Genomic DNA, 21,745 nt, shown 5'->3' on the forward strand with positions numbered 1-21,745 from the left:
GAACGACCCGTCATTTTTAAAACTGATAACACGTATAGTCGTGTAGTTTGCGCTGAGTTTAACAGCAGTTTTTGTTATTTTCAAATGGCGATATCATTTCTCACAATGCGAAATTATGCGGCATAGCAGCATTTTTACAGGCTTTTAGCGGCATTTTAAGAGCATGTAAACTTGCGGGATAAGCCCGTTCGGACATGCCCCTATAAGCCTTTATAATCTAGGACTTAGTCCCTCATTTACCCCTTACCTACTCATATTCGACTCATGACCGCACAAATCATTGATGGAAATTTGCTATCCCAACAACTCCGCAAGGACGTCGCCGTCCGCGCCGCCGCGCTGACCGCCAAAGGCACACAGCCCGGCCTGGCGGTGATCCTGGTCGGTGCCGACCCTGCTTCCCAGGTGTATGTGCGCAACAAGGTCAAGGCTTGCGAAGATAACGGTCTCTATTCATTACTGGAAAAATATGACGCAGATATGACCGAGGCTGCGCTGCTGGCGCGTATCGCGGCGCTGAACGCCGATCCGAAGATCCACGGCATCCTGGTGCAAATGCCGCTGCCCAAGCATATTGATTCAAATAAGGTGATTGAAGCGATTTCGCCACGCAAGGACGTCGACGGTTATTCGGTGCTGAGCGCCGGTGAACTGCTGACCGGCCTGCCCGGCTTCCGTCCATGCACCCCGTACGGCTGCATGAAACTGATAGAAAGCACCGGCACCAAACTGGCCGGCAAGCATGCAGTCGTCATCGGCCGCAGTAATACAGTAGGCAAACCAATGGCATTATTGCTCTTGCAAGCCAACGCAACCGTCACCATCTGCCATAGTGGAACCGCGGATCTTGCTTATCACACACGCCAGGCCGATGTCGTCGTAGCCGCAACCGGCCGCCGCAACACCCTGACCGCAGAGATGATCAAACCCGGTGCCATCGTGATCGATGTCGGCATCAACCGCGACGACAACGGCAAGCTGTGCGGCGATGTCGACTTTGCCAATGCCAAAGAAGTTGCCAGCTACATTACCCCGGTGCCTGGCGGCGTCGGTCCCATGACTATCACCATGCTTTTGGTTAACACCATAGAAGCAGCAGAGAGAGAAACCAACTGATGAATATTGCCCTGAACCCGCTGCTGGATTTTTCCGACCTCCCACAATTCGAAGCCATCAAACCCGAGCACATAGGCTCGGCGATTGACAGCCTGCTCGACCAGTGCCGCACCGTCGTCATTGAGCTGGAAGCACAAAGCGCCCAGGTCACCTGGGAGAACTTTGTCGAACCACTGGAAAACGTAACGGAAAAACTCAGCCGGGCCTGGGGCATAGTCGGTCATTTGAATTCCGTCGTCGATACGCCGGAACTGCGCGCCGCCTATAACGAGAACCAGCCGAAAATCACCGAGTTCTGGACCGCGCTGGCGCAAAACCTGACGCTGTTCACCAAGTACAAAGCTTTGCAGCTGGGCCCTGATTACTCCGCCTTCTCTGATGCGCGCAAGAAAATCATCGAAAACGCCGTGCGCGATTTCCGCCTCGGCGGTGCCGAGCTGGCAGAAGAAGACAAGCCGCGCTTTGCCGAGATCCAGGAGAAACACGCAGCACTGACCACCAAGTTTTCGGAAAACATCCTCGATGCGACCAACGAGTACGCACTCTATATAGAGGATGAAGCGGAATTGTCCGGCCTGCCGGATGATGCGAAGCAGGCTGCGCGTGCCGCTGCCGAGAAAGATGAGAAGCCGGGCTATAAATTCACGCTGCACTTCCCGTCCTACTTCCCGGTGCTGCAATATGCCGACAACCGCGAGTTGCGTGCAACGATTTATCGCGCCAATGCAACCAAGGCTTCCGAGCTCGGCGGCCAACCGGCCTGGGACAATACCCAAAACATCGTCGACATCCTGAAACTGCGCAACGAAGAAGCCAAGCTGCTCGGCTATAAAAACTTCGCTGAAGTCTCACTGGTATCCAAAATGGCGCAAACGCCGGACCAGGTCATCAGCTTCCTGCAAGACCTGGCCAAGCGCGCCCGTCCATTTGCAGAAAAGGATTTGGCAGAATTGCGCAGCTTTGCGCAAAAAGAACTGGGCATAGAAAAGCTGGAAGCCTGGGACGTCACCTACGCTTCGGAAAAACTGCGCGAACAGCGCTATGCCTTCTCGGAACAGGAAGTGAAGCAATACTTCCCTGAGCCTAAAGTCGTGGCCGGTTTGTTCCGCACGATAGAAAGCCTGTTCTCGGTCTCGATCAAACCGGATGAAGCACCAGTCTGGCATCCGGACGTCAAGTTCTTCCGTATCGAAAAAGACGGCGCGCTGGTTGGCCAGTTCTACCTCGACCTGTATGCACGCCAGGGCAAACGCGGCGGTGCATGGATGGACGATGCGCGTGGCCGTCGTCGTATTGCAGAAGGCAAGGATGGCATACAGACGCCGATCGCCTACCTCACCTGCAATTTCACTGAACCGGCGGTCGTCAACGGCCAGGCCAAGCCTGCGCTGTTCACGCATGATGAAGTCATCACGCTGTTCCATGAATTCGGCCACGGCTTGCACCATATGTTGACGCGCGTTGAAGAGTTGGGCGTGTCCGGCATCTCCGGCGTCGAATGGGATGCGGTCGAATTGCCATCGCAATTCATGGAAAACTTTTGCTGGGAATGGGATGTGCTGTCGCACATGACCGCGCACGCCGATACCGGCGCGCCGCTGCCACGTGCACTGTATGACAAGATGATCGCGGCGAAGAACTTCCAGTCCGGCCTGCAAACCCTGCGCCAGGTTGAATTCTCGCTGTTCGATATGCACCTGCATTACGACTACAATCCGGACGGCAACAAAACCGTGCAGGACGTATTGAATGAAGTACGCGCGCAAGTGTCGGTCATGACGCCACCTGCCTTCAATCGCTTCCAGCATTCGTTCTCGCATATATTCGCCGGTGGCTACGCGGCCGGTTACTATAGCTACAAATGGGCGGAAGTCTTGTCGGCTGATGCCTACGGTGCGTTTGAAGAAGCGGGGCTAAGCAGCGGCAATGTCTTGTCCGGCGATACCGGCGCCCGCTTCCTGCGCGAAATCCTCGCAATGGGTGGTTCGCGTCCGGCCATCGACTCGTTCAAGGCCTTCCGCGGCCGTGAACCGACTATCGATGCACTGCTGCGCCACAGCGGAATGGCCGCCTGAGTAATGAAGTAAGGGCGGAAGTAAGGGCGACCTTATACGATGGAGAAGATGAAATGAATAAGCGCTGGTCCTGGCTCCTGTTGTCTTTGCTACCGCTGCTGGCGGCAAATGCGCATGCCCAACTATATAAATGGGTGGGCCAGGACGGCAAGGTGACGTATAGCGATACGCCACCACCCGCTTCCGTCAAGAAAGTGGAAGAAAAAGCCATTTCATCTTCGAGTTCCACAACTTCCAACCTGCCCTTTGAGCTGGCCAGCACCGTCAAGGCCAATCCGGTCACGCTCTACACCACCAGCAAATGCAGCGGCTGCGACAGCGGACGTGCGCTATTGAATGCACGCGGTATCCCCTACACGGAAAAAACCGTCAACAGCAATGACGACATCGCGCGCCTGCAACAAGTCGGCGGCGACAAGCAATTGCCTTTCCTGACGGTAGGCCGCAACAAACAATCCGGTTTCGAAGCCGACGCCTGGAATACCATGCTGAGCAGTGCCGCCTATCCGGAAGCCAGCCAGTTGCCGGCCAGCTATCGCAATCCGCCACCGCAGGCGGCGGCACCGAAGAAAGCAGCCGAGACCAGGACAGAGGCAGCACCGGCACATGAAACACCAGGCGACAGCCTGCCGGCCGCCGGCAATGCGCCGCCGGGATTCCGTTTCTAAAGACCCGGCTGACGCCACACGGTTCTATCGATTATTCGTTTCCAACTATTCAGCTCTTATGACCCGTATCGACTTCCACAGCAACGTGCCCGACAAAATCAGCTATACCTGCCGACTGGCGCGCAAGGCGCGTAATGCGAATTTCCAGATCGTGATCCTGGCGCAGGACCGGGCACAGCTGGCGCAGCTGGATGAAAAGCTATGGACCTTTTCCGAACAGGATTTCCTGCCGCACGTGATGCTGGACGATGCGCTGGCGGCGCAAACGCCGATACTGCTGACAGCAGACAGCGCGATGGAATCGCCGCATACGCAAATCCTCATCAACCTGTCGGATACCTCACCTACCCACTTCGCGCGTTTCGAGCGCATGTTTGAAGTCATTTCGACCGAAGACGCCGACAAATCGGCCGGACGCGACCGCTACAGTTTCTACAAGCAACGCGGTTACCCACTCACCCATTTTGTGGCGGAACCGACATGAGTAACTCATCCTCGCAAGATTTCGGCATCCCGGTCCTGACCGAAGTCATCCCGACGCCGCCACGCGTGGTGCATGCGGAAGCCGCGTCAACGCCTGTAGACGACAATCCTACCGATCCGGCCGCGCATAAGCCCATCGATAGCTGGCTCGACGAAGAATGGTCGCGCATGGAGCAAAAGATCAGTGAGCGTGTACTCACACAATTGCTCGAGCGCGTAGAGCCGGTGCTGGAACAGCGCATCAAGGACAGCCTGGCACAAGTCATGCAGCTGGCGGCTGAAGGCATCAAGCAGGATTTACATCAAACCCTGGCCGACGCCATCAGTGATGCCGTGGCGCAAGAAGTGGATAAAATCCATTTTTCAAATAAACAAAATAATCTCTGATTTTTTTGTTTTTAAAACAAAATGAAATTTATTTTGTTTTTTACTCAAAATAATTGACGCGATAATGAACGCCTAAAAAACAAATAACTTTCTACAATTTAGCCATTGGATAACACTTAAATGGTTGGAGATTGTGATGAAAGTAATTGTTTTGGGTTCTGGCATTATCGGTACCTCTTCCGCGTGGTTTTTGAACAAACTGGGCCACGAAGTCACCGTTATCGAACGCCAACCCGGCGCCGCACAGGAAACCAGCTTTGCCAACGGTTGCCAGATCTCGGTCTCGCACGCCGAGCCTTGGGCCAATCCTGCCGCGCCCATGAAAGTCTTGAAATGGCTGGGCAAGGAAGATGCACCGCTGTTGTATCGCTTCCGTCCGGAATGGCTGCAATGGAAATGGGCGCTCAACTTCCTGCGTGAATGTACACCGGCCCGCACCAATGACAATATCCGCCAGATCGTCGCGATCTGCGAATACAGCCGCCAGACCCTGCAAGCAGTACGTGCTGAAACCGGCATCAACTACGACCAGCTGACCAGCGGCATCCTGCACTTCTATACCGATCAAAAAGAATTCGATGATTCGCTGCCAGCCGCCAAGCTGATGCGCGACCTCGGTTGCCCACGCGACTCCATCAGTGCAGATGAAGTAGTACGTATCGAACCGGCACTGGCCAGCATACGCAACAAGATCGTCGGCGGCGACTTCACCGCAACCGATGAATCCGGCGACGTCTACAAATTCACCAGCGGCCTCGCCGCCAAGGCCGCCGAAGCCGGTGTCAACTTCCAGTACAACACTTCAGTCACACGTTTGCTGACCGAAGGCAGCGGCGCCAATGCCAAGATCACCGGCGTCGAAGTGATCGGCCCGGATGGTCGTCACAAAGTCTTGCACGCCGACGCTTACGTCATGGCGATGGGTAGCTTCTCGGCGGAACTGGTGCGCCCGCTGGGCATAGACTTGATGATCTACCCGGGCAAAGGTTATTCGGCCACTTACAAAGTGACCGATCCGGCCGCCGCCCCGACAGTATCCCTGACGGACGACGGCTACAAATTAGTGGTCTCGCGCCTCGGCGACCGCCTGCGTGTAGCGGGCACCTGCGAGTTGAATGGCTACACCCGTGATCTGAATACCGCACGTTGCGAAGCCATCACGCGCCGTACCAAGGAATTGTTCCCGGACGCATGTGACTATGAAAATCCGGTGTACTGGACCGGTTTGCGTCCGTTGACGCCATCGAATGTGCCTTACATCGGTAAAACCAAGTACAGCAATCTGTACCTGAATACCGGCCACGGTACACTGGGCTGGACCATGGGCTGCGGTTCGGGTCGTGCACTGGCGGAAATCGTTTCCGGCCTGCAACCAGACCTGGACTTCAAATTCACCGGCATGCCTTACCGCCCTTCGCGTCAGCTGACGACAGGCGTTTCCCAACCGGCCTGATCCGATTAAGTATAAAAAACGCTGCATGTTCATCACATGCAGCGTTTTTTATTGTGCGTAAAGTTTTGCAGCTATTTCTCTATCCTTACCTGTACCGCGGCCGACTTTTCATCGAAGGCAATCCGGGTATCAAACTTCGCCCGTTTCATAGGGAAACGCGACTGGAAATGCCGCACGTTGCCGGAACCTGAAATCGCGCGCCGCACGAACTGGTAATAGGCATCCATATCTACTACGTGTACCACCAGGAAATAATCGTAATCGCCGGACACGAAGTAACACTGCATCACTTCAGCCTCCTTGCCCATACGCACTTCAAATTCCTGCATATGCTCGTCGGATTGGTTGCCCAAGGACACTTCGAGGAAAGCCAGCATGCCATAACCCAGTGCAAACGGGTCTATCATCGCCACATCGGCACTGATAATGCCGGCATCGCGCATATCACGGATACGCCGCAAACAGGTCGGCTGCGAGATATGCACCTTGTCGGCCAGCGTCCGCGTCGGTGTCTGGTTGTCCTTTTGCAGCAAGTTCAGCAGCTTGCGGTCAACTTTATCCAGGGTATGAAGTTTGCTCATATAAAATCGTGTGAACCTCGAAAATTGCACAAAAACGCTTTGCGTCGCATTTTCTTATGTTGTAAGGTCATTATCTTGCAAGGCCTGCGTGCCGCCCAGTGTTGCAGCTACTCTGTATTTTTACAATCCTCAGGAGAAAATATATGCAGTTCAAGACAAAAATGATTCCCTTAACTGGTGCAGTCCTCCTGGCACTCGCCGGCAGCGCACTGGCACAGGAACAAATCGTCAAAATCGGCCACGTCGGTCCGGTCACCGGCACCGATGCACACATGGGCAAGGACAATGAAAACGGCGCCCGCCTGGCCGTCGAAGAACTCAATACCAAAGGCGTCGTCATCAACGGCAAGAAAGTCAAACTGCAATACATGCCGGAAGATGATGCAGCCGATCCCAAACAAGCTACCGCAGCGGCGACCAAGCTGGTTGACTCCAATGTCGCCGTCGTCATCGGCCACCTGAACTCGGGTGCGACCATCCCGGCTTCGCGCATCTATGCCAATGCCGGTATCGTACAAATTTCGCCTTCTTCCACCAATCCGAAGTACACACAACAAGGCTTTAAAACAGCCTTCCGCGTAGTTGCCAATGATGCGCAACTGGGTCGTGTTCTGGGCCAGTACGCAGTCAAAACCCTGGCTGCCAAAAACGTCGCCGTGATCGATGACCGTACTGCTTACGGCCAGGGTGTGGCAGAAGAATTTGCCAAAGGCGTCAAGGCCGCCGGTGGCAGCGTGGTCGCCAGCCAGTACACGAACAACAAGGCGACCGACTTCAACGCCATCCTGACTGCGATCAAGGCGAAGAAACCGGACGTCATTTTCTTTGGCGGCATGGATGCAGTCGGCGGCCCTATGCTGCAACAAATGAAACAACTGGGCATCAATGCCAAATTCATGGGTGGTGATGGTATTTGTACTGGCTCCCTGCCGGGTCTGGCAGGCGCAGGCCTCGGTGAAAATCAGGTCTACTGCGCAGAAGCTGGCGGCGTGGAAGATGCACGTAAAGCAGGCCTGGATAAATTCCGCGCAGCCTACAAAAAACGCTTTGGCATCGACGTCGTCTACACCGCAGCCTATGCCTACGATGCAACCTATGCAGTAGTCGATGCGATGCAAAAAGCCAAATCCTCGGAACCGGCCAAGTACCTGCCTGAGCTGGCCAAAATCAGCTACCCGGGCGTGACCGGCACTATCGCTTTCGATGCCAAAGGCGATATCAAGGACGGTACCCTGACGCTGTACACCTACCGTGGCGGCAAACGTACGGAACTGGCTGTCGTGAAGTAAGCGCTTCCACCTCTCCACAAAAATCGCCCGCCTGCAAACGCGGGCAATTTTTTTATCTATAGCCTGAAATTAAACCGCCTCTTCAATAGCGAGGAGCAGCACTGCCTTTAGAACGCGATCTTGATGCCCACGATTCCAGCAAGAGCGTAGCTGTCACCAAAGCGGTTCAAACTGGTATTGACGCTACCCTCGCCGTAGACCTTGTATTTACCATCAGCCCAACTGTAGGAGCCGCCCACACCAACACCGCCCCAGAGCCGCTCGTTGGCACTGGCGAAACTTGTACCGGCCACATCAACCCGTGTCCCATTCAAGAACTCATTGTAGAGATTGACGATGCCATATGTTTGCAGGCGTTTCTTCTGCCCCGTGGCATCGCGCCAGGCATGTTCATAATCCAGCGACAAGCCCAGTCGTGCACGCAAGCTCTTGCCCCTATCCAGCGCCACCGCTGCACCGAATACATCGGTAAAGCTGTCAAACGACACCTTGGAGTACATCAGCTGTGCCTGCGGCGTGACGCTCCAGCCGGGTGCAACCGTGTAGCGCCGCCCTACTTCGCTCGACAGCGCATAGCCTTTTCCATTGTTGCCATTGACGAGTGTGCGTCCGGCCGTCGTTGATGCCAGCTTGCTGTCGTAAAAAGTAAGTTGCGCCTGGTTGTCGATGTAGAAGCCATTATCGCCATACCAGGTCAATGTGCCGCCGACACCATAGCCATCCGTATTGATACGGCCATTGCCATAGATGGACGAGACCTTGGTACGGCCATTGCCGTAATGCAGATTGAGACCGCCGAACAGTCGCCCCGCGCTCGTTTCATGCAGTAAACCATCAAGCCCGACCTGCATCTTGTAACGATCCACATCGTAGCTGCTCATGCTGTCGGAGCGCGTCGGATCGAAGCGCTCCACACTGCCTTCAATACGAGCCCAGCTCCCCGTGTTCGGGTCGGTGCGCGAGGAAATGTCGGCATCCGGCTCCGCTCCCGTACGCCACAAGCGATTACCGATGCGTTGCTGCATGGTCGACACGCTGTTAAGTGTCAGCAATGCCTGCGGGTAAGCTTCATACACGGGTACGCCCGCCTGGTACAAAGGCTGTTCCGGAGGCAGGTTTTTCAAGCGAGAGCGTAGATACCAGGCACCATCGTGAGGTGTACTCACGCCGTTCTTGTGCAAGGTATAAGCGTAAGCACCACCGACCACTGCCTGCTGCCCGGCAATGATGTAATCCCCGCTCAAAACGAATTCACCGGCAGAGTTGCCATCCACTTCGATCACGCGGATACCTTCTACCGTCTGAGCGCCTGGTCCACCCACATTGTTGATTGCCAGCTTCGATACTCCAGCCGTGTTGCCGCGTATGCGCAAGCGATCAGTGCGGCTGGTATCGTCATTGAGTTCCGTGTTCAAGAGCACGGTACCGCCATTACCGGTGTAGTCGCCGGTGACAGTCAAGGTGGTGCCGACCGCGCCGCCCTTGAAATTGGTCGCGGTGGTACCGGCATTACTCAGCGATGCGACCGTTTGATCGAAGCCGTTGGCATCCAGCATGCCACTCGCTACTGTGAAATCGGAAATTGTGTTGAAGGCGGTAGTCGAGCCAGCTTGCAAGGTGCCGCCAGTGACAGCGGTACTACCGGTATAGCTGCTGATACCCGACAACTGTAGTGTGCCAGCACCAGTCTTGACGAGTGCAAACTTGCCGGCACCGCCATCCCTCAGCAAACCCGAGAAACTGCTGTTGCCAAGCCCAGAAGTATCGACAGTAAGTACACCATCGGCGGCACCGCCGTTTTCGATGATGCCGGAACCGGCACTTATGCTATTGATGCCACCGATCACCGTGCTGTGCCCGTTGAGCTTGACCGTACCGCCCGGGCCACCATGCATCTTCTCGAAGAAGGTGTTTGTATTCTTGGTAAGCGCATCGTCGACAAGTACATTCAGCACGCCAGCCCGAGTAAAACTCAGCGTTCCACCGTTGACGGCACCGGCGGCCGAGGCATTCAACACACTCATGTCGTCGAAGCTCTGAAATCCGCTGCTGACGGCATTGGTGACCAAGGCGTTCAACACACTCATCTTGGTGAAACTCTGGCCTCCGCCGCTGATGGCGTTCCCGGCTGAAGCGTTCAGCACACTCTGTGCATAGAAAGTCTGAACTCCGCCGCTAATGGCGTTAGCGGCCGATGCATTCAGCACACTCTCGCCTTGGAATGCCTGATATCCGCCGCTGATGGCGTTGGCAACCAAGGCATTCAGCGTGCTCTTGTCGTCGAAACGCTGTCCACTACCACCACTGATGGCGTTGCTGCCTGCAGCATTCAACACACTCTCGCCATAGAAATCCTGAAATCCGCCGCCGATGGCGTTGGCCACTGTGGCGTTCAGCACGCTTCTGGTGATGAAACGTTGCACTCCACCGCTGATGGCGTTAGCGGCCAAGAGATTCAGCACACTATCGTCGGAGAAATCCTGCGTTCCACCGCTGATGGCTTTGGCGATGGTGGCGTTCAGCACACTATTGTTGACGAAATATTGATTTCCACCGCTGACAGCATTGGCAGCGCTAGCGTTCAGCACACTATCGTCGGAGAAATCCTGCCTTCCACCACTGACAGCGTTGGCAGCGGTAGCGTTCAGCACGCTCGCGCCGAAGAAATACTGCTCTCCACCGCTGATTGCATTGGCAGCGGTGGCGTTCAAGGTGCTCTTGTCGTAAAAGGTCTGCTCTCCACCGCTGACGGCATTCTCAGCCGAGGCATTCAGCGTGCTCATGCTGCGGAAAAGCTGCATTCCACCGCTGATTGCATTGGCAGCGGTGGCGTTCAAGGTGCTCTTGTCGTAAAAGGTCTGCTCTCCACCGCTGACGGCATTCTCAGCCGAGGCATTCAGCGCGCTCGTGCTGTAGAATTCCTGCGCTCCGCCCTTGATAGCGTTGGCTACCGAGGCGTTCAGCGCGCTGGTAGCGCCGGTGAAACGTTGTATGCCGCCGTTGACGGCACCCGCATCCAGGGCATTCAACACACTCGCGTCGCGGAAATATTGTAATCCGCGGCTGACGGCACTGGTGACCAAGGCATTCAGCACGCTCGAGTTATTGAATTCCTGAAATTGGCCGCCGAGACCATCGGCGACCAAAGCGTTTAATACACTCGAATCGTAGAACCGATACTGTGCGCCAGCCCCTGCACTGCCAAGTGCATCGGCGGCCGAGATATTCAGCACGCTCTTGTCGTTGAATACCCGAAACCCGGTAGTGAGGGCATTCGCCGTTGAAGCGTTCAGCACGCTCTCATCGTGGAAGTTCTGATATGAGTTGCCGCTGGCAGCGTTGGCAACAGAGGCATCGAACACACTCTTGTCGTAGAAATTCTGTGTGCCTCCGACAAACGGCCCGCTGCTTGTATCGTTCCCCATATAGTTTTGAGCTCCGACGGGGAGACATAGCGTGCCAAAAGCAAGGAAAGACACCATCGTCAACAATCCGGCTGGCACAGCCACTGCCCGGCGAGGGTGTAACTTGATTGGGCAAACGCGAGCAATGTTATTCGTCATTCTTTTACTCCATAATCAATCGCCCAAGCGGGCCAGAAGCTTTCGCGCTTTGTCCGCTTTATTCAAGAAGACAGAAAACACGAATCACTGCGGGCCATTTTTAGGTAATTGAATACGGGCGTATTGGACGTTCATCCGTCTTAGAACAATCGTCTTTTAATTACTGTTGTTAGCAAATGTTTGCAAAGTTGCTGAATGTCAATACAGCATATGAATGATCGTTAAACGTTCATCCCTCATGCAGACTGATAAGCCTCCGTTTATCGGACAAGACTCATGTATTCGGAAGCTCGGGAGCAGGGAGATGAAGACAGAAAGAAAATAAAAAAGGGCTGAGTCCGTTTATACAGAACCCAGCCCTCAAGATTTAAGCACCTGACATGAACATCCAATGTTATGGACTCAGTTCAGGCAAATACTTTTTGCAAACCGTTACAACTGCCATGCACTAAAAAGTGGCGGGCGAATTCACCCACAATACCTTGGCCACCGTCTTGCCAATATTGCTGTAACCATGCGGCACATTGCTGGCAAAGGTAAACACATCACCAACGGTAATTTCATAACGCTCGTCACCCAGGCGCAACTCCAGCGTACCTTCCAGTACATAGCCGACTTCTTCACCGATGTGTTCGATCTGGCCGTCGCTCTCGGCACCCGGCTCTACGATATGGATATTCGCCTGCAACAAACCGCCACGGGTCGGCAAGACCAAGCGCTCCAGAGAAATGCCACCGGTCTTGATCACCGGCCGTTCACCTACACGCAACACCGGACCGACGACCGGCATTTCTTCCGACATCAGGCTCGAAATATTACTGTCCAGCGCGACCGCAAGCCGGTGCAGCATCGCCAGTGAAGGTGTAGCCGAACCGCGTTCTATCTTGGAAATCAGGCTCTCTGAACACTCTGCTTTCTTCGCCAGTTGAATCAGGGTCAACCCCGCCACCAGGCGGGTATGGCGCAAGCGCACACCCAGCCCGGATACCGAGGTTTTCTTCTCGACAGCTTCAACGCTGGCAGCAGTACTGCGTTTGGTCTTCAATTTCTCTATCCGTAAAAAAGGAATGATCAAATACCTCAGCCAGACATCTTTAAGGCCTTTGCAAATTCAAGCTGGCTAGGCGCGCCGACGCAGGCAGTACGAGTAGTACGACAAGGAGGCGCAACAACGCCAGCTTGGTTTTGCAACGGCCGTTTAACGGTTCGCCAGCTCCACCACTGTATAAGCCAGTGCCTGTACGCCCAGATACAAATCTTCCGGCGCGGTTTCCTCGGCCGCATTGTGACTGATTCCGCCCTTGCTTGGCACAAAAATCATCGCCGTCGGACAATATTCCGCCAGGTACATGGCGTCATGGAAGGCACCCGAAGTCAGATGTTGCGGCGCACCGCGCCCGGCCAGGGTACCGGCACGGACGCAGGCTTGTTCGATCAGGTTCAGCATGTCTTGCGGGAAAATCGTCGGCGGACGCGAGAAGAAGCATTCAAAACCGATCTTGCCACGCCATTGGTAAGCTGCCACCGTCTGAGTCAGGAATTGTTCAAAACGTTCCAATACGGCAGCATCGACGCAACGCACATCGATGGTGAATTCGACATTGCCCGGGATAGTATTCACCGAATTCGGGCCAACCTGCCAGCGCCCGAGCGTCAGGCGCAAATTGTTCGCAGCTTCGGCCGCCGCATGTGCATACAGCTGTTGTGCCAGCGTGACTGCCGCCTTCATCGCATCACTGCGCTCATCCATAGGAGTGGTGCCGGCATGTGCCGCCATCCCCACGCATTCGACACGATACCAGCGCACACTCTGGATGCCTGTCACCACGCCCAATGCGGCATGCGCACGTTCCAGCACCGGGCCTTGTTCAATATGCAGCTCGACGCAGGATGCGATGGGCTGGCGCAAACCGCGATGTTTAACATCAGCCGCTGCCTGCAAAGCGGTATCGACCGCCGCACCGAAAGTAATATTGTCGCCATCCTTGACTTCGCGATAAGCCGGCAGGCGCGATGGATCGACGAAGGCGCTGGAACCCATTGCACCGGGACCAAAGCGACTGCCTTCTTCGTTGGTCCATGCCACCACTTCAATCGCACGTTGCGTCTGGATCCCGGCATCGTTCAAGGCTGCGATCACTTCCAGTCCGGCCAGTACGCCATATGCGCCATCCAGCTTGCCGCCTACCGGTTGCGTATCGGCATGGCTGCCGGTCAGCACCGGTGGCAAATCAGTTGTACCTGGACGGCGGAAAAACAAATTCGCGCAATCATCAATTTCGACTTCGCAACCGAGCGCGCGCGCCGATGTAATCAAATGACGGCGTGCTTCCAGATCGATTGCAGTCAGGGTTTCACGCGCGACACCACCGTCATCACGGCCGCCAAACGCGGCGAGAGCGGCAATCGCATCCTGCAGGCGATTGCTGTTGACGTGGTCTTGTGCTTTTTCTGCGGCACTGCCGGCCGCCTGGTTTTGCTGACTCATGCTATTCCTGTTCTTCAGTTGATCGAAGCAAAAGTGCTTTCGAGTAAATTGGCTGCGGCCAGCGTGCTGGCATCTGCCCAGCGTGGGCCGATCAGTGTCACGCCTATCGGCATGCCGCCAGGGCCTGCACCCAGCGGCACGTGTACACACGGATTGCCGAGCAGCGACCACATGCGGTTGAAAATCGGATCACCGGTTGCATCCAGACCGGCCGGTGCTTCACCTTCGGTACTCGACGCGAGCAGGATATCGACGGTTTCAAATACGCCTGCCACCATCTGGCGCGAAGCCGCTGCCAGTGCCTGCGCCGCAACATAGCTCGTGCCGTCTATGCCGCGCCCGGCTTCCAGCACTGCAGCAAACGCCTTGCTGAAGCCTTCCGCATGACTGCGTGCCTCAGGTTCGAAGGCCGCTGATGCTTCATAAGACATGATGCGTATCTGTGCATCCGTCAGGCCGCCGCAAGGCGCGGGTAAATCGATATCGCACAGCACTGCTCCGCTGCGTTCCAGCAAGCGCGCCGCCCGCTCGATGGCATTGCGGGTCGCGTCACTCGCCCGCTCCCAGTTCGGCGTGCGGCAAATACCGACGCGCAAACATGATGCCGCTTCCGGTGCCAGCATCGAAGACAAAGGCAGGCGTGCCAAGGCACCGATGAAAAATGCGGCATCGGCGACAGTGCGTGTCAACACGCCTACCGTATCCAGGCTGGGCGACAAGGATTTGATACCTGCCAGCGGCAAGGTACCGAAGGTCGGTTTGTAACCAACCACGCCGCAATACGCAGCAGGCCGGACGATGGATCCGGCTGTTTGCGTGGCAAAGGCTGCCGGCACCATGCCGCTGGCGACCGCTGCCGCCGAACCGCTGGACGAGCCGCCCGGCGTATGGTCTGTCGCACCATGCGGATTACGGGTCGGACCCGGCTGGAAAGTGGCAAATTCGGTAGTGACGGTTTTACCCATCAGGAGTGCACCCGCACTGCGGCTGGCGGCGACGCAGGCGGCATCCACCAGCGGCCGGTAGTTTTCATAGATAGGCGAACCATAGGTGGTTGGCATATCCGCGGTATCCATCAAATCCTTCACACCGATCGGCAAGCCGTATAGCAAACCCTGGTGCGGCTGTGCATCAAGCCGGCGTGCCTGTTCGATGACATGTTGCGGATCGAAGTGCTGCCAGGCGTAAACAGCAGGTTCGTATTCTTCTATATGCGCAATCCCGGCACGCGCCACATCTTCCACCGATACTTCACGGCGGGCGATGCATGCGGCCAATTGTTTCAGCGATGAGCTGGCGTAATCTCTCATTCAGTTCCCCCGCTTAACCGAAGTAAGCCGAACGCACATCATCATTGCTGGACAAGGCTTCCGCCGTGCCCTGCGCCATCACACGCCCCTGCGACAGGACATAACCGTAATGCGAGATCGCCAGCGTCTGGCGCGCATTCTGCTCGACCAGCAGGACCGTGATGCCAAGTGCATTGATTTGCTTGATGACCTTGAAGTTTTCTTTCACGTACAGCGGTGACAAACCAAGCGAAGGTTCATCGATCACCAGCAACTTCGGTTCCGCCATCAGGCCGCGGCCGATCGAAACCATCGCCTGCTCACCACCGGACATGGTGCCGGCCAGTTGCGCAGCACGTTCCTTCAGGCGCGGGAAAATTTCGTACACACGTGCGAGGCGATCACGCACCACATTGCTGCTGCTTTCCAGGAAAGCGCCGAGTGCGAGGTTTTCTGCCACCGTCATGCGCGGAAAAACCTTGCGACCTTCGGGGATGCAGGAGATGCCGCTGGCGATAATGTTGTGGGTTTTCTCTCCGGCCAAATTCTTGCCGCCCCACAGGATTTCGCCCTGGCGTGGTGGTGTCAAACCAAGTATCGAACGGATCAGCGTGCTTTTACCCGCACCGTTGGCACCGAGGATACAGGTGATCTTGCCGGGTGCGACTTCGATGGAAACATCGTGCAATACATTGACCTTGTCATAGCCGGTGGTCAGTCCCTTGACGATCAGATTGCTCATTCGGCTTCTCCCAGGTAAGCAGTTTGCACATTAGGATCAGCGGTAATTTCTGCGTAAGTGCCTTCGGCAATCTTCTTGCCGTAGTTAAAGACGATGCAGCGATCGGTAATGCGCTCGATCACATTCATTTCATGTTCAATCAGTACGATGGTCAGGTTTTCCAGCTTGCCGCGGACTTGCAGGATGTCATCCATCAGGGCTTCGGTTTCATCATGCGTCATACCCGCCGACGGTTCATCCAGCAACAACAATCGTGGCTGGCTCAGCAAGGCGCGGCAAACTTCGATGCGGCGACGATCTATCATGGTGAAAGTACCGACCGGTTCAAACATGCGTGCGACCAGTGGCGGACTGAAAATATTCAACAGCGCTTCAACCTTGCTCACATAGGAATCGTATTCAGCACGGAAGGCTTTGCGCTGAAACAGATTGAAGAACAAGCCATGGTTCATGTGCTGGTAATCACCGATCACGATGTTGTCGAATACCGTCAGCGGCAAGGACAAACGCGAACGCTGGAAAGTACGGGCGACACCACTGCGGTAAATCTCTTGCGGTGTCTGTCCGATGACTTCCTGGCCTTTATAAATAATCGAACCGCTGGTGGCTTTATACAAACCGGTGAGGACATTGAAGAAGGTGGTCTTGCCGGAACCGTTAGGCCCGAGCAAACCCAATACCTCGCCTTCATTGATTTGCATATTCAACTGGTCCAGCGCGGTCAGGCCCCCGAAGCGCATGGTCAGGTCGGTGACGCCGACCAGCTTGCCGCCTATGGTATGCGCGGCGTGTTGTGCGTGATTCATGGTCGCGGCATTCATCAGGCGTCCTTTCGGCTAAAGAACAAGCGTGTTTTGCGTGGCAGCAGGCCTTCCGGGCGGAACAGCAGGATTGCAATCACCAGTGCTGCGTACAACAGGACGCGATACTCCTGGATGAATTGCAGCTTCTCCGGCAGCATCAGGACGATGATGGCGGCAGGAATCAGGCCGACCGGGTTCCCCAGGCCGCCAAGGATCGCAATCGATACCAGCAAGAGGGAATCAGAGAAGGTGAAATTGTTTGGTGCGATGAAGCCCACCATCATGCCGTACACACTACCGGCGATACCGGCAAACAGATTACCCATGGTGAATGCAATCACCTTCCAGCGTGCGATATGCAAACCGAAAGTGGCAGCAGCCGTTTCATCGGTACGCACCACATCCATGCTCAAGCCCACCCACGAACGTTCCAGCGCTTTCACCAGCACGAAGGCACCGGCACAGATCACCAGGCTCAGCAAGACATAGGAGACATAGAAAGAAAACTCGATGCCGAACAGCGTGAAGCCTTCATTGAAGGCATGCCCGAACAATTGCATGCCCGGTACTTGCAAGCCTTGCGGACCACCGAGCACATCGTTGACTTCGATAAAGGTCTTGAACAGGATGCCGAATGCGATCGTGACCAAAGCTGCATAGTGACCACGGGTACGCAGCACCGGCAAGATCAGGACCGAACCGATGACGGCGGCGACCACGCCGGAGATCGCAATATTCGCCAGTTGCGGCAAACCGGTATGCGTCGCCAGCACGGCGGTGGTGTAACTACCGATACCAAAGAAAGCAGCGCCGGCAAAGTTGGCTACCCCGACAAAGCCGAACTGCAACGTCAGGCCCATGCAGGCAGTCGAATACAGCAAGACTGCGCAAATCATCATCAGCACGAAATGGCTATCGTAAAAGGCTGCCACCAAAGCCAGCAAACCCATCACCATCCAGATCCGTGCCAGGCCCGGACGGCTGGCCGCGGCCTGTTCGATACGTTGCGTGGTGCCCAACTTCTTGCCAACGATAACCAGCACCAGCGCCAGCACGATCAAGGCACCGATGGCGAGCTGCGATTCTGCATGCAGGAACAGCCACATGTATGCAGTCACCAGGATGGTCGCCAGCGCCAATACCAGCTTGGCTGAATTTGTTTTCAATTTGATGTCGCTCATATCAGACTCGCTCGCTTGATTTTTCGGCAATGAGGCCGGTTGGTTTCCATGCCATCAAGATGATGACGACAGCAAAGGCGAAGACGTCTTTGTAGGCGCTAGGGATATTCGGTATCAATGCCGGCAACAAGGCGCTGCCGAGCACTTGCAGTGCCGCGAACAGGAAGCCGCCGAGGATGGCGCCGTAAATATTGCCCAGCCCGCCCAGGATCGCCGCCGAGAAACCGATCACGCCGAGCAGCAGGCCGACGTTGAAGTTAATCTCGTTGTAGTACAGGCCATTCATCACACCGGCCAGCGCGGCCATGCCGGAACCCAGTGCAAATGTCAGCAAGACCACTGCTTCGAAGTTGATACCCATCAGGCGTGCGGTTTCACCATCCTGCGCCACTGCGCGTATCGCCATGCCGAGGCGGGTGCGCGTAATCAGGAAGTGCACGCCGGCGATAATCGCCAGGCCGCTGATCAGGAGGATCACGTTATCGGCCCGTAGCGCCAGCGTGCCGATATCGACCGAACCGGTCGGCAACAAGGAAGGGAAAGGTTTGGAATTCGAACCGTCCGGATAAAACAGGCGGACTGATTCGCGCATCACCGTACCCAGCATCAGGGTCGCCAGCAGCGTGTTCAGTGGCGGTGCCTTATGCAGGGGAAGAATCAGGAATTTGGCGATAGCCGCACCGAGTAAACCGGTCACGCACACCGCACTTAAGACTACTGCCAGCAAACGTATCCAAGGTGAATTGATGTCCAGCATCAGTACACCGGTGGAAGCCGTCAGGCCTGCAAACGCACCGACCATCAAAGTATCGCCGTGCGAAAACTTGATGACGTCCAGTACGCCAAAAAACAAGGTAAAACCGACTGCCACCATGGCATAGATCATGCCCAGCATCAGTCCGTTAAACACATATTGACCGATTTCACTCATCGTTTGCTCCGTTCCAATTTCTTTCAGGCAGCAGGTCCCCGCACAGGGGCGGGGCCTGCGATGTCATGCCTGTTTTATGAATACTTAGAGCTTAGAGCCCGGACAACTTGCGCTTGCCGGTGGCATAGCTGCTGTCTTCCCAAATCACCCACTTGCCGTCTTCGACCACATACTTGGTCACCAATGGCACGATGTTTTGGCGATGGTCATCGAACGTCACTTTACCGATCAGGGTATCGACGTCTTTGGTCTGGTTCAGGACATCACGCACCTTCTTGCGATCCGGGCCGACTTTTTCCACTGCATCCATGATCAGGTTGGCGGCGGCGAAAGCGAATGGACCGTATGCTTCAGGTGGTTCGCTGTATTTTTGTTGCTGGTATTTGGCGGTGAAGAACAAGCCACCAGGAATTTTTTCCCATGGTGCGCCTTCGATGAAGGACAAGGAACCTTCCGCCACCTTCTCGCCTACGCCCTGGATGTATGCATCCGACTTGATACCGGAGGTGCCTTCAAACTGCGCCTTGATACCGAGCTTTTCCATCTGGGTGCGGATACGGACACCGAGCGGTGTCAGGCCGCCGAAGTAGACGACATCAGGTTTCAGTTCGCGGATCTTGGTCAGTTCGGTAGTGAAATCCTGCTGGTCGGCAGTCACACCAAAAGTCGACAGCACGGTGCCGCCATTTTTCTTCACGAATTCGGAGAAGTACTTATTGTGGCCTTTGCCATAGTCGGTGGTGTCATGGATGATCGCCCACTTCTTATAGCCCTTGCTGATCATGAACTTGGCAGCCACTTCGCTCTGGTTAATCATCGTGCCGTTGACGCGATGAACTTCCTTGAAGTCATTACCGTATGTGATCTCAGGCAGCACAGCGCCCCACACGATGACCGGCAAACCGAAACGGTTGTAAACACCAACGGTACCCATCGCCACTGCGGAACAGAAATGGGTCACACCCGCGACGATGCTCTTGTCGGCGGCGATTTTGGTAGCAACCTGCACACCGACGTTAGGACGGCACTCATCATCCTGGGTCACCAGCTGATACGTGTATTTGGCTTTCGGATCAGCATTGCGCAAGCGCACTGCGAGGTCGGCGGAATTGCGCCCGCCCAGGCCGATAGAGGAGACACCGCCAGTCAGCGGCCCAACAAATGCAATCTTCACGACATCCTTAGCCGATGCCGTCATGCTCAGCAAACTCATGCCTACTGCAGCGCATACTACTGCTGCCTTTAATACAGTGTTGGTCTTGCTCACTTTTATCTCCTTGGAAAACAATCGGCGGGAACATTTCAAGTTGCTTGAATGACAGTAACAACAAAAACTTAAATATTCAAGTAGCTTGAATTATGTTCAGCAACAAGCGTGCCAATCGGAAAATGGAGGAGGTCGCTCTATATAGAGCAGGAGTGAAACAGGGGCAAAACCACTGTGGTAAAGACATCACAAATGTCCTGAACGAATCAGCAAAGTGATGGGAAAGACACAAGACTATGCGCCGAAATGGGCTGCACGCACCGAATGCGGGAGAAGTCGTGTGCGTATGCGCAAAGAGGCTGTTGACCTTCATCCGCTTAGGCGCTGCCGTTTGTGCGAGGCAAAAAATGGAAAAAGAAGTGGACGTTGTCTGAGCGTAGCGAGTTTCGTCCGCTTCCCATTTTTTTGCCTCGCACAAACGGGAACCCCGCAGGGGCTGCGGCTTCGCGGTCGCCTTCTTTTGCTTACTTTTCTTGGCGAGACAAGAAAAGTGAGCGGCTGCCGGGCCGCCCCCGGCAACGCACTTCTCCACGAAGAGAGAACTGTATCAACAACAGCAAAACCAGACTCATTCGCAATAAAAAAGCGCCCCACAGGGCGCTCTTAGTTATGCCAACAAAGCATGCTTATTTCAAGGTCATGATCCAGCTAACCAGGGTGCGTGCTTCCGCCTCGCTCACCTGCGCATTAGCCGGCATCGGAACAGCACCCCAGGTACCGCTGCCGCCCTTCAATACTTTTTGTACCAGCTTGTCTTCCGCGCCTTTTTGGCCGGCGTATTTAGCTGCAATATCTTTAAACGAAGGGCCCACCACCTTGTTTGTCACCGAATGACAAGCCATGCAGTTTTTTGCTTTCGCAAGATCGGCATTCGCCATCGCGGCATTCGACACGCCAGCAGCCAGAACCAAACCCAGCAACAAAGTACGTTTCATGCTTTTCTCCACAAGATTGATCGCCGCTATTCTACCGTGTTTCAGGAATACGACGCCCTACAGTGATACAACGCCAAGCTAACACAAGAGTTGACACCCGCAATTGACCGTTACTCTTTTTCACAATATGCTCCGGGCTAAGGGAGAACTCATGCCGCTCATTATCGCGATCGTATTATTGACCGTTTTGAAATACTTTGAAGTCGGCCCGGTTGCCGACCTGTCATGGTGGTGGATAGCCGGTTTGTTCGCGTTCGCCTTCCTCTGGTTCGAGTTTGGCGAGCGGATGCTGGGACGCGACAAACGCAAAGCCCACGAGCAGCTGGAAAAAGCACGCCAGGAACGCGTCAAAAAGACCTTCAAATAGCCACGCTCGTGACTATTTCCACAAGGGCTTATCTACAACAGCTCTTGTCCTACATCGAGTAAACATTTCTAAACAAAGACCGCCCGTCCTTGACCCTGTACGACAGACCGGTTCTACTAGGAACTGC

Annotated in this window: 19 protein-coding genes; 8 read left to right on the top strand and 11 right to left on the bottom strand. The window is 55.2% G+C overall.

Features of this window, described 5'->3' with window-relative positions; all coding sequences use genetic code 11:
- Positions 1–264: 264 nt before the first annotated feature.
- The 6 genes from folD to ACFQPC_RS10145 all read left to right on the top strand — a co-directional run bounded on the left by folD (position 265) and on the right by ACFQPC_RS10145 (position 6,182).
- Positions 265–1,116, top strand: a complete 852-nt coding sequence (folD, locus tag ACFQPC_RS10120; RefSeq protein ID WP_382271728.1) for a bifunctional methylenetetrahydrofolate dehydrogenase/methenyltetrahydrofolate cyclohydrolase FolD — start codon at positions 265–267, stop codon at positions 1,114–1,116.
- Entirely contained in the window at positions 1,116–3,191 is a 2,076-nt protein-coding gene (locus ACFQPC_RS10125) for a M3 family metallopeptidase (protein WP_382271729.1), read from the top strand. Before folD ends, ACFQPC_RS10125 begins: the two co-directional genes overlap by 1 nt.
- A gap of 53 nt (positions 3,192–3,244) precedes the next feature.
- The gene (locus tag ACFQPC_RS10130; RefSeq protein WP_382271730.1) at positions 3,245–3,859 is read left to right on the top strand and encodes a glutaredoxin family protein; all 615 of its coding nucleotides are present in this window, start codon (positions 3,245–3,247) and stop codon (positions 3,857–3,859) included.
- Positions 3,860–3,917: 58 nt separating this feature from the next.
- Positions 3,918–4,343, top strand: a complete 426-nt coding sequence (locus tag ACFQPC_RS10135) for a DNA polymerase III subunit chi (RefSeq protein WP_382271731.1) — start codon at positions 3,918–3,920, stop codon at positions 4,341–4,343.
- Positions 4,340–4,729: a hypothetical protein gene (locus ACFQPC_RS10140; RefSeq protein WP_382271732.1), complete on the top strand. Its 390-nt coding sequence runs from the start codon at positions 4,340–4,342 to the stop codon at positions 4,727–4,729. Before ACFQPC_RS10135 ends, ACFQPC_RS10140 begins: the two co-directional genes overlap by 4 nt.
- A gap of 136 nt (positions 4,730–4,865) precedes the next feature.
- A complete protein-coding gene (locus ACFQPC_RS10145; protein ID WP_382271733.1) occupies positions 4,866–6,182 on the top strand; it encodes a D-amino acid dehydrogenase in 1,317 nt (438 codons plus the stop codon).
- A gap of 71 nt (positions 6,183–6,253) precedes the next feature.
- On the opposite strand, the gene ACFQPC_RS10150 is transcribed toward ACFQPC_RS10145, so the two are convergent.
- Entirely contained in the window at positions 6,254–6,763 is a 510-nt protein-coding gene (locus ACFQPC_RS10150) for an Lrp/AsnC family transcriptional regulator (protein ID WP_012078530.1), read from the bottom strand.
- Positions 6,764–6,906: 143 nt separating this feature from the next.
- Between ACFQPC_RS10150 and ACFQPC_RS10155 the strand changes: the two genes are divergently transcribed.
- The gene (locus ACFQPC_RS10155; protein WP_382271734.1) at positions 6,907–8,052 is read left to right on the top strand and encodes a branched-chain amino acid ABC transporter substrate-binding protein; all 1,146 of its coding nucleotides are present in this window, start codon (positions 6,907–6,909) and stop codon (positions 8,050–8,052) included.
- Between the two features lie 107 nt (positions 8,053–8,159).
- On the opposite strand, the gene ACFQPC_RS10160 is transcribed toward ACFQPC_RS10155, so the two are convergent.
- The 10 genes from ACFQPC_RS10160 to ACFQPC_RS10205 form a co-directional block, all read right to left on the bottom strand.
- On the bottom strand, positions 8,160–11,477 hold the full coding sequence (locus tag ACFQPC_RS10160) for an autotransporter family protein (RefSeq protein WP_382271735.1): 3,318 nt from the start codon (positions 11,475–11,477) through the stop codon (positions 8,160–8,162).
- 586 nt (positions 11,478–12,063) lie between these two features.
- Complete coding sequence (locus ACFQPC_RS10165) at positions 12,064–12,660, bottom strand: helix-turn-helix domain-containing protein (RefSeq protein ID WP_382271736.1); 597 nt, start codon at positions 12,658–12,660, stop codon at positions 12,064–12,066.
- Positions 12,661–12,813: 153 nt separating this feature from the next.
- On the bottom strand, positions 12,814–14,103 hold the full coding sequence (locus ACFQPC_RS10170; RefSeq protein WP_382271737.1) for a M20 family metallo-hydrolase: 1,290 nt from the start codon (positions 14,101–14,103) through the stop codon (positions 12,814–12,816).
- A gap of 14 nt (positions 14,104–14,117) precedes the next feature.
- Positions 14,118–15,413, bottom strand: a complete 1,296-nt coding sequence (locus ACFQPC_RS10175) for an amidase (protein WP_382271738.1) — start codon at positions 15,411–15,413, stop codon at positions 14,118–14,120.
- A 13-nt stretch (positions 15,414–15,426) separates the two neighbouring features.
- Complete coding sequence (locus ACFQPC_RS10180; RefSeq protein ID WP_382271739.1) at positions 15,427–16,134, bottom strand: ABC transporter ATP-binding protein; 708 nt, start codon at positions 16,132–16,134, stop codon at positions 15,427–15,429.
- Complete coding sequence (locus tag ACFQPC_RS10185) at positions 16,131–16,955, bottom strand: ABC transporter ATP-binding protein (protein WP_382271740.1); 825 nt, start codon at positions 16,953–16,955, stop codon at positions 16,131–16,133. Before ACFQPC_RS10185 ends, ACFQPC_RS10180 begins: the two co-directional genes overlap by 4 nt.
- Positions 16,955–18,118: a branched-chain amino acid ABC transporter permease gene (locus tag ACFQPC_RS10190; protein ID WP_382271741.1), complete on the bottom strand. Its 1,164-nt coding sequence runs from the start codon at positions 18,116–18,118 to the stop codon at positions 16,955–16,957. The genes ACFQPC_RS10185 and ACFQPC_RS10190 overlap by 1 nt, the downstream gene beginning before the upstream one ends.
- A gap of 1 nt (position 18,119) precedes the next feature.
- Positions 18,120–19,049: a branched-chain amino acid ABC transporter permease gene (locus ACFQPC_RS10195; protein ID WP_382271742.1), complete on the bottom strand. Its 930-nt coding sequence runs from the start codon at positions 19,047–19,049 to the stop codon at positions 18,120–18,122.
- A gap of 91 nt (positions 19,050–19,140) precedes the next feature.
- Entirely contained in the window at positions 19,141–20,316 is a 1,176-nt protein-coding gene (locus ACFQPC_RS10200; protein ID WP_382271743.1) for a branched-chain amino acid ABC transporter substrate-binding protein, read from the bottom strand.
- 626 nt (positions 20,317–20,942) lie between these two features.
- Positions 20,943–21,251 carry a c-type cytochrome gene (locus ACFQPC_RS10205; RefSeq protein WP_382271744.1) on the bottom strand — a complete coding sequence of 103 codons (309 nt, stop codon included), beginning with the start codon at positions 21,249–21,251 and terminating at the stop codon, positions 20,943–20,945.
- Positions 21,252–21,402: 151 nt separating this feature from the next.
- Between ACFQPC_RS10205 and ACFQPC_RS10210 the strand changes: the two genes are divergently transcribed.
- The gene (locus tag ACFQPC_RS10210) at positions 21,403–21,618 is read left to right on the top strand and encodes a TIGR04438 family Trp-rich protein (RefSeq protein ID WP_382271745.1); all 216 of its coding nucleotides are present in this window, start codon (positions 21,403–21,405) and stop codon (positions 21,616–21,618) included.
- Positions 21,619–21,745: the final 127 nt, after the last annotated feature.

Origin of the sequence: Herminiimonas glaciei (assembly GCF_042664955.1) — a bacterium.
GTDB lineage: Bacteria > Pseudomonadota > Gammaproteobacteria > Burkholderiales > Burkholderiaceae_D > Oxalicibacterium > Oxalicibacterium glaciei.

Coding starts and splice junctions, on each gene's coding strand:
- folD (WP_382271728.1), top strand. CDS start 265: ATGACCGCACAAATCATTGATGGAAATTTGCTATCCCAACAACTCCGC.
- ACFQPC_RS10125 (WP_382271729.1), top strand. CDS start 1,116: ATGAATATTGCCCTGAACCCGCTGCTGGATTTTTCCGACCTCCCACAA.
- ACFQPC_RS10130 (WP_382271730.1), top strand. CDS start 3,245: ATGAATAAGCGCTGGTCCTGGCTCCTGTTGTCTTTGCTACCGCTGCTG.
- ACFQPC_RS10135 (WP_382271731.1), top strand. CDS start 3,918: ATGACCCGTATCGACTTCCACAGCAACGTGCCCGACAAAATCAGCTAT.
- ACFQPC_RS10140 (WP_382271732.1), top strand. CDS start 4,340: ATGAGTAACTCATCCTCGCAAGATTTCGGCATCCCGGTCCTGACCGAA.
- ACFQPC_RS10145 (WP_382271733.1), top strand. CDS start 4,866: ATGAAAGTAATTGTTTTGGGTTCTGGCATTATCGGTACCTCTTCCGCG.
- ACFQPC_RS10150 (WP_012078530.1), bottom strand. CDS start 6,763: ATGAGCAAACTTCATACCCTGGATAAAGTTGACCGCAAGCTGCTGAAC.
- ACFQPC_RS10155 (WP_382271734.1), top strand. CDS start 6,907: ATGCAGTTCAAGACAAAAATGATTCCCTTAACTGGTGCAGTCCTCCTG.
- ACFQPC_RS10160 (WP_382271735.1), bottom strand. CDS start 11,477: ATGGGGAACGATACAAGCAGCGGGCCGTTTGTCGGAGGCACACAGAAT.
- ACFQPC_RS10170 (WP_382271737.1), bottom strand. CDS start 14,103: ATGAGTCAGCAAAACCAGGCGGCCGGCAGTGCCGCAGAAAAAGCACAA.
- ACFQPC_RS10175 (WP_382271738.1), bottom strand. CDS start 15,413: ATGAGAGATTACGCCAGCTCATCGCTGAAACAATTGGCCGCATGCATC.
- ACFQPC_RS10180 (WP_382271739.1), bottom strand. CDS start 16,134: ATGAGCAATCTGATCGTCAAGGGACTGACCACCGGCTATGACAAGGTC.
- ACFQPC_RS10185 (WP_382271740.1), bottom strand. CDS start 16,955: ATGAATGCCGCGACCATGAATCACGCACAACACGCCGCGCATACCATA.
- ACFQPC_RS10190 (WP_382271741.1), bottom strand. CDS start 18,118: ATGAGCGACATCAAATTGAAAACAAATTCAGCCAAGCTGGTATTGGCG.
- ACFQPC_RS10195 (WP_382271742.1), bottom strand. CDS start 19,049: ATGAGTGAAATCGGTCAATATGTGTTTAACGGACTGATGCTGGGCATG.
- ACFQPC_RS10205 (WP_382271744.1), bottom strand. CDS start 21,251: ATGAAACGTACTTTGTTGCTGGGTTTGGTTCTGGCTGCTGGCGTGTCG.
- ACFQPC_RS10210 (WP_382271745.1), top strand. CDS start 21,403: ATGCCGCTCATTATCGCGATCGTATTATTGACCGTTTTGAAATACTTT.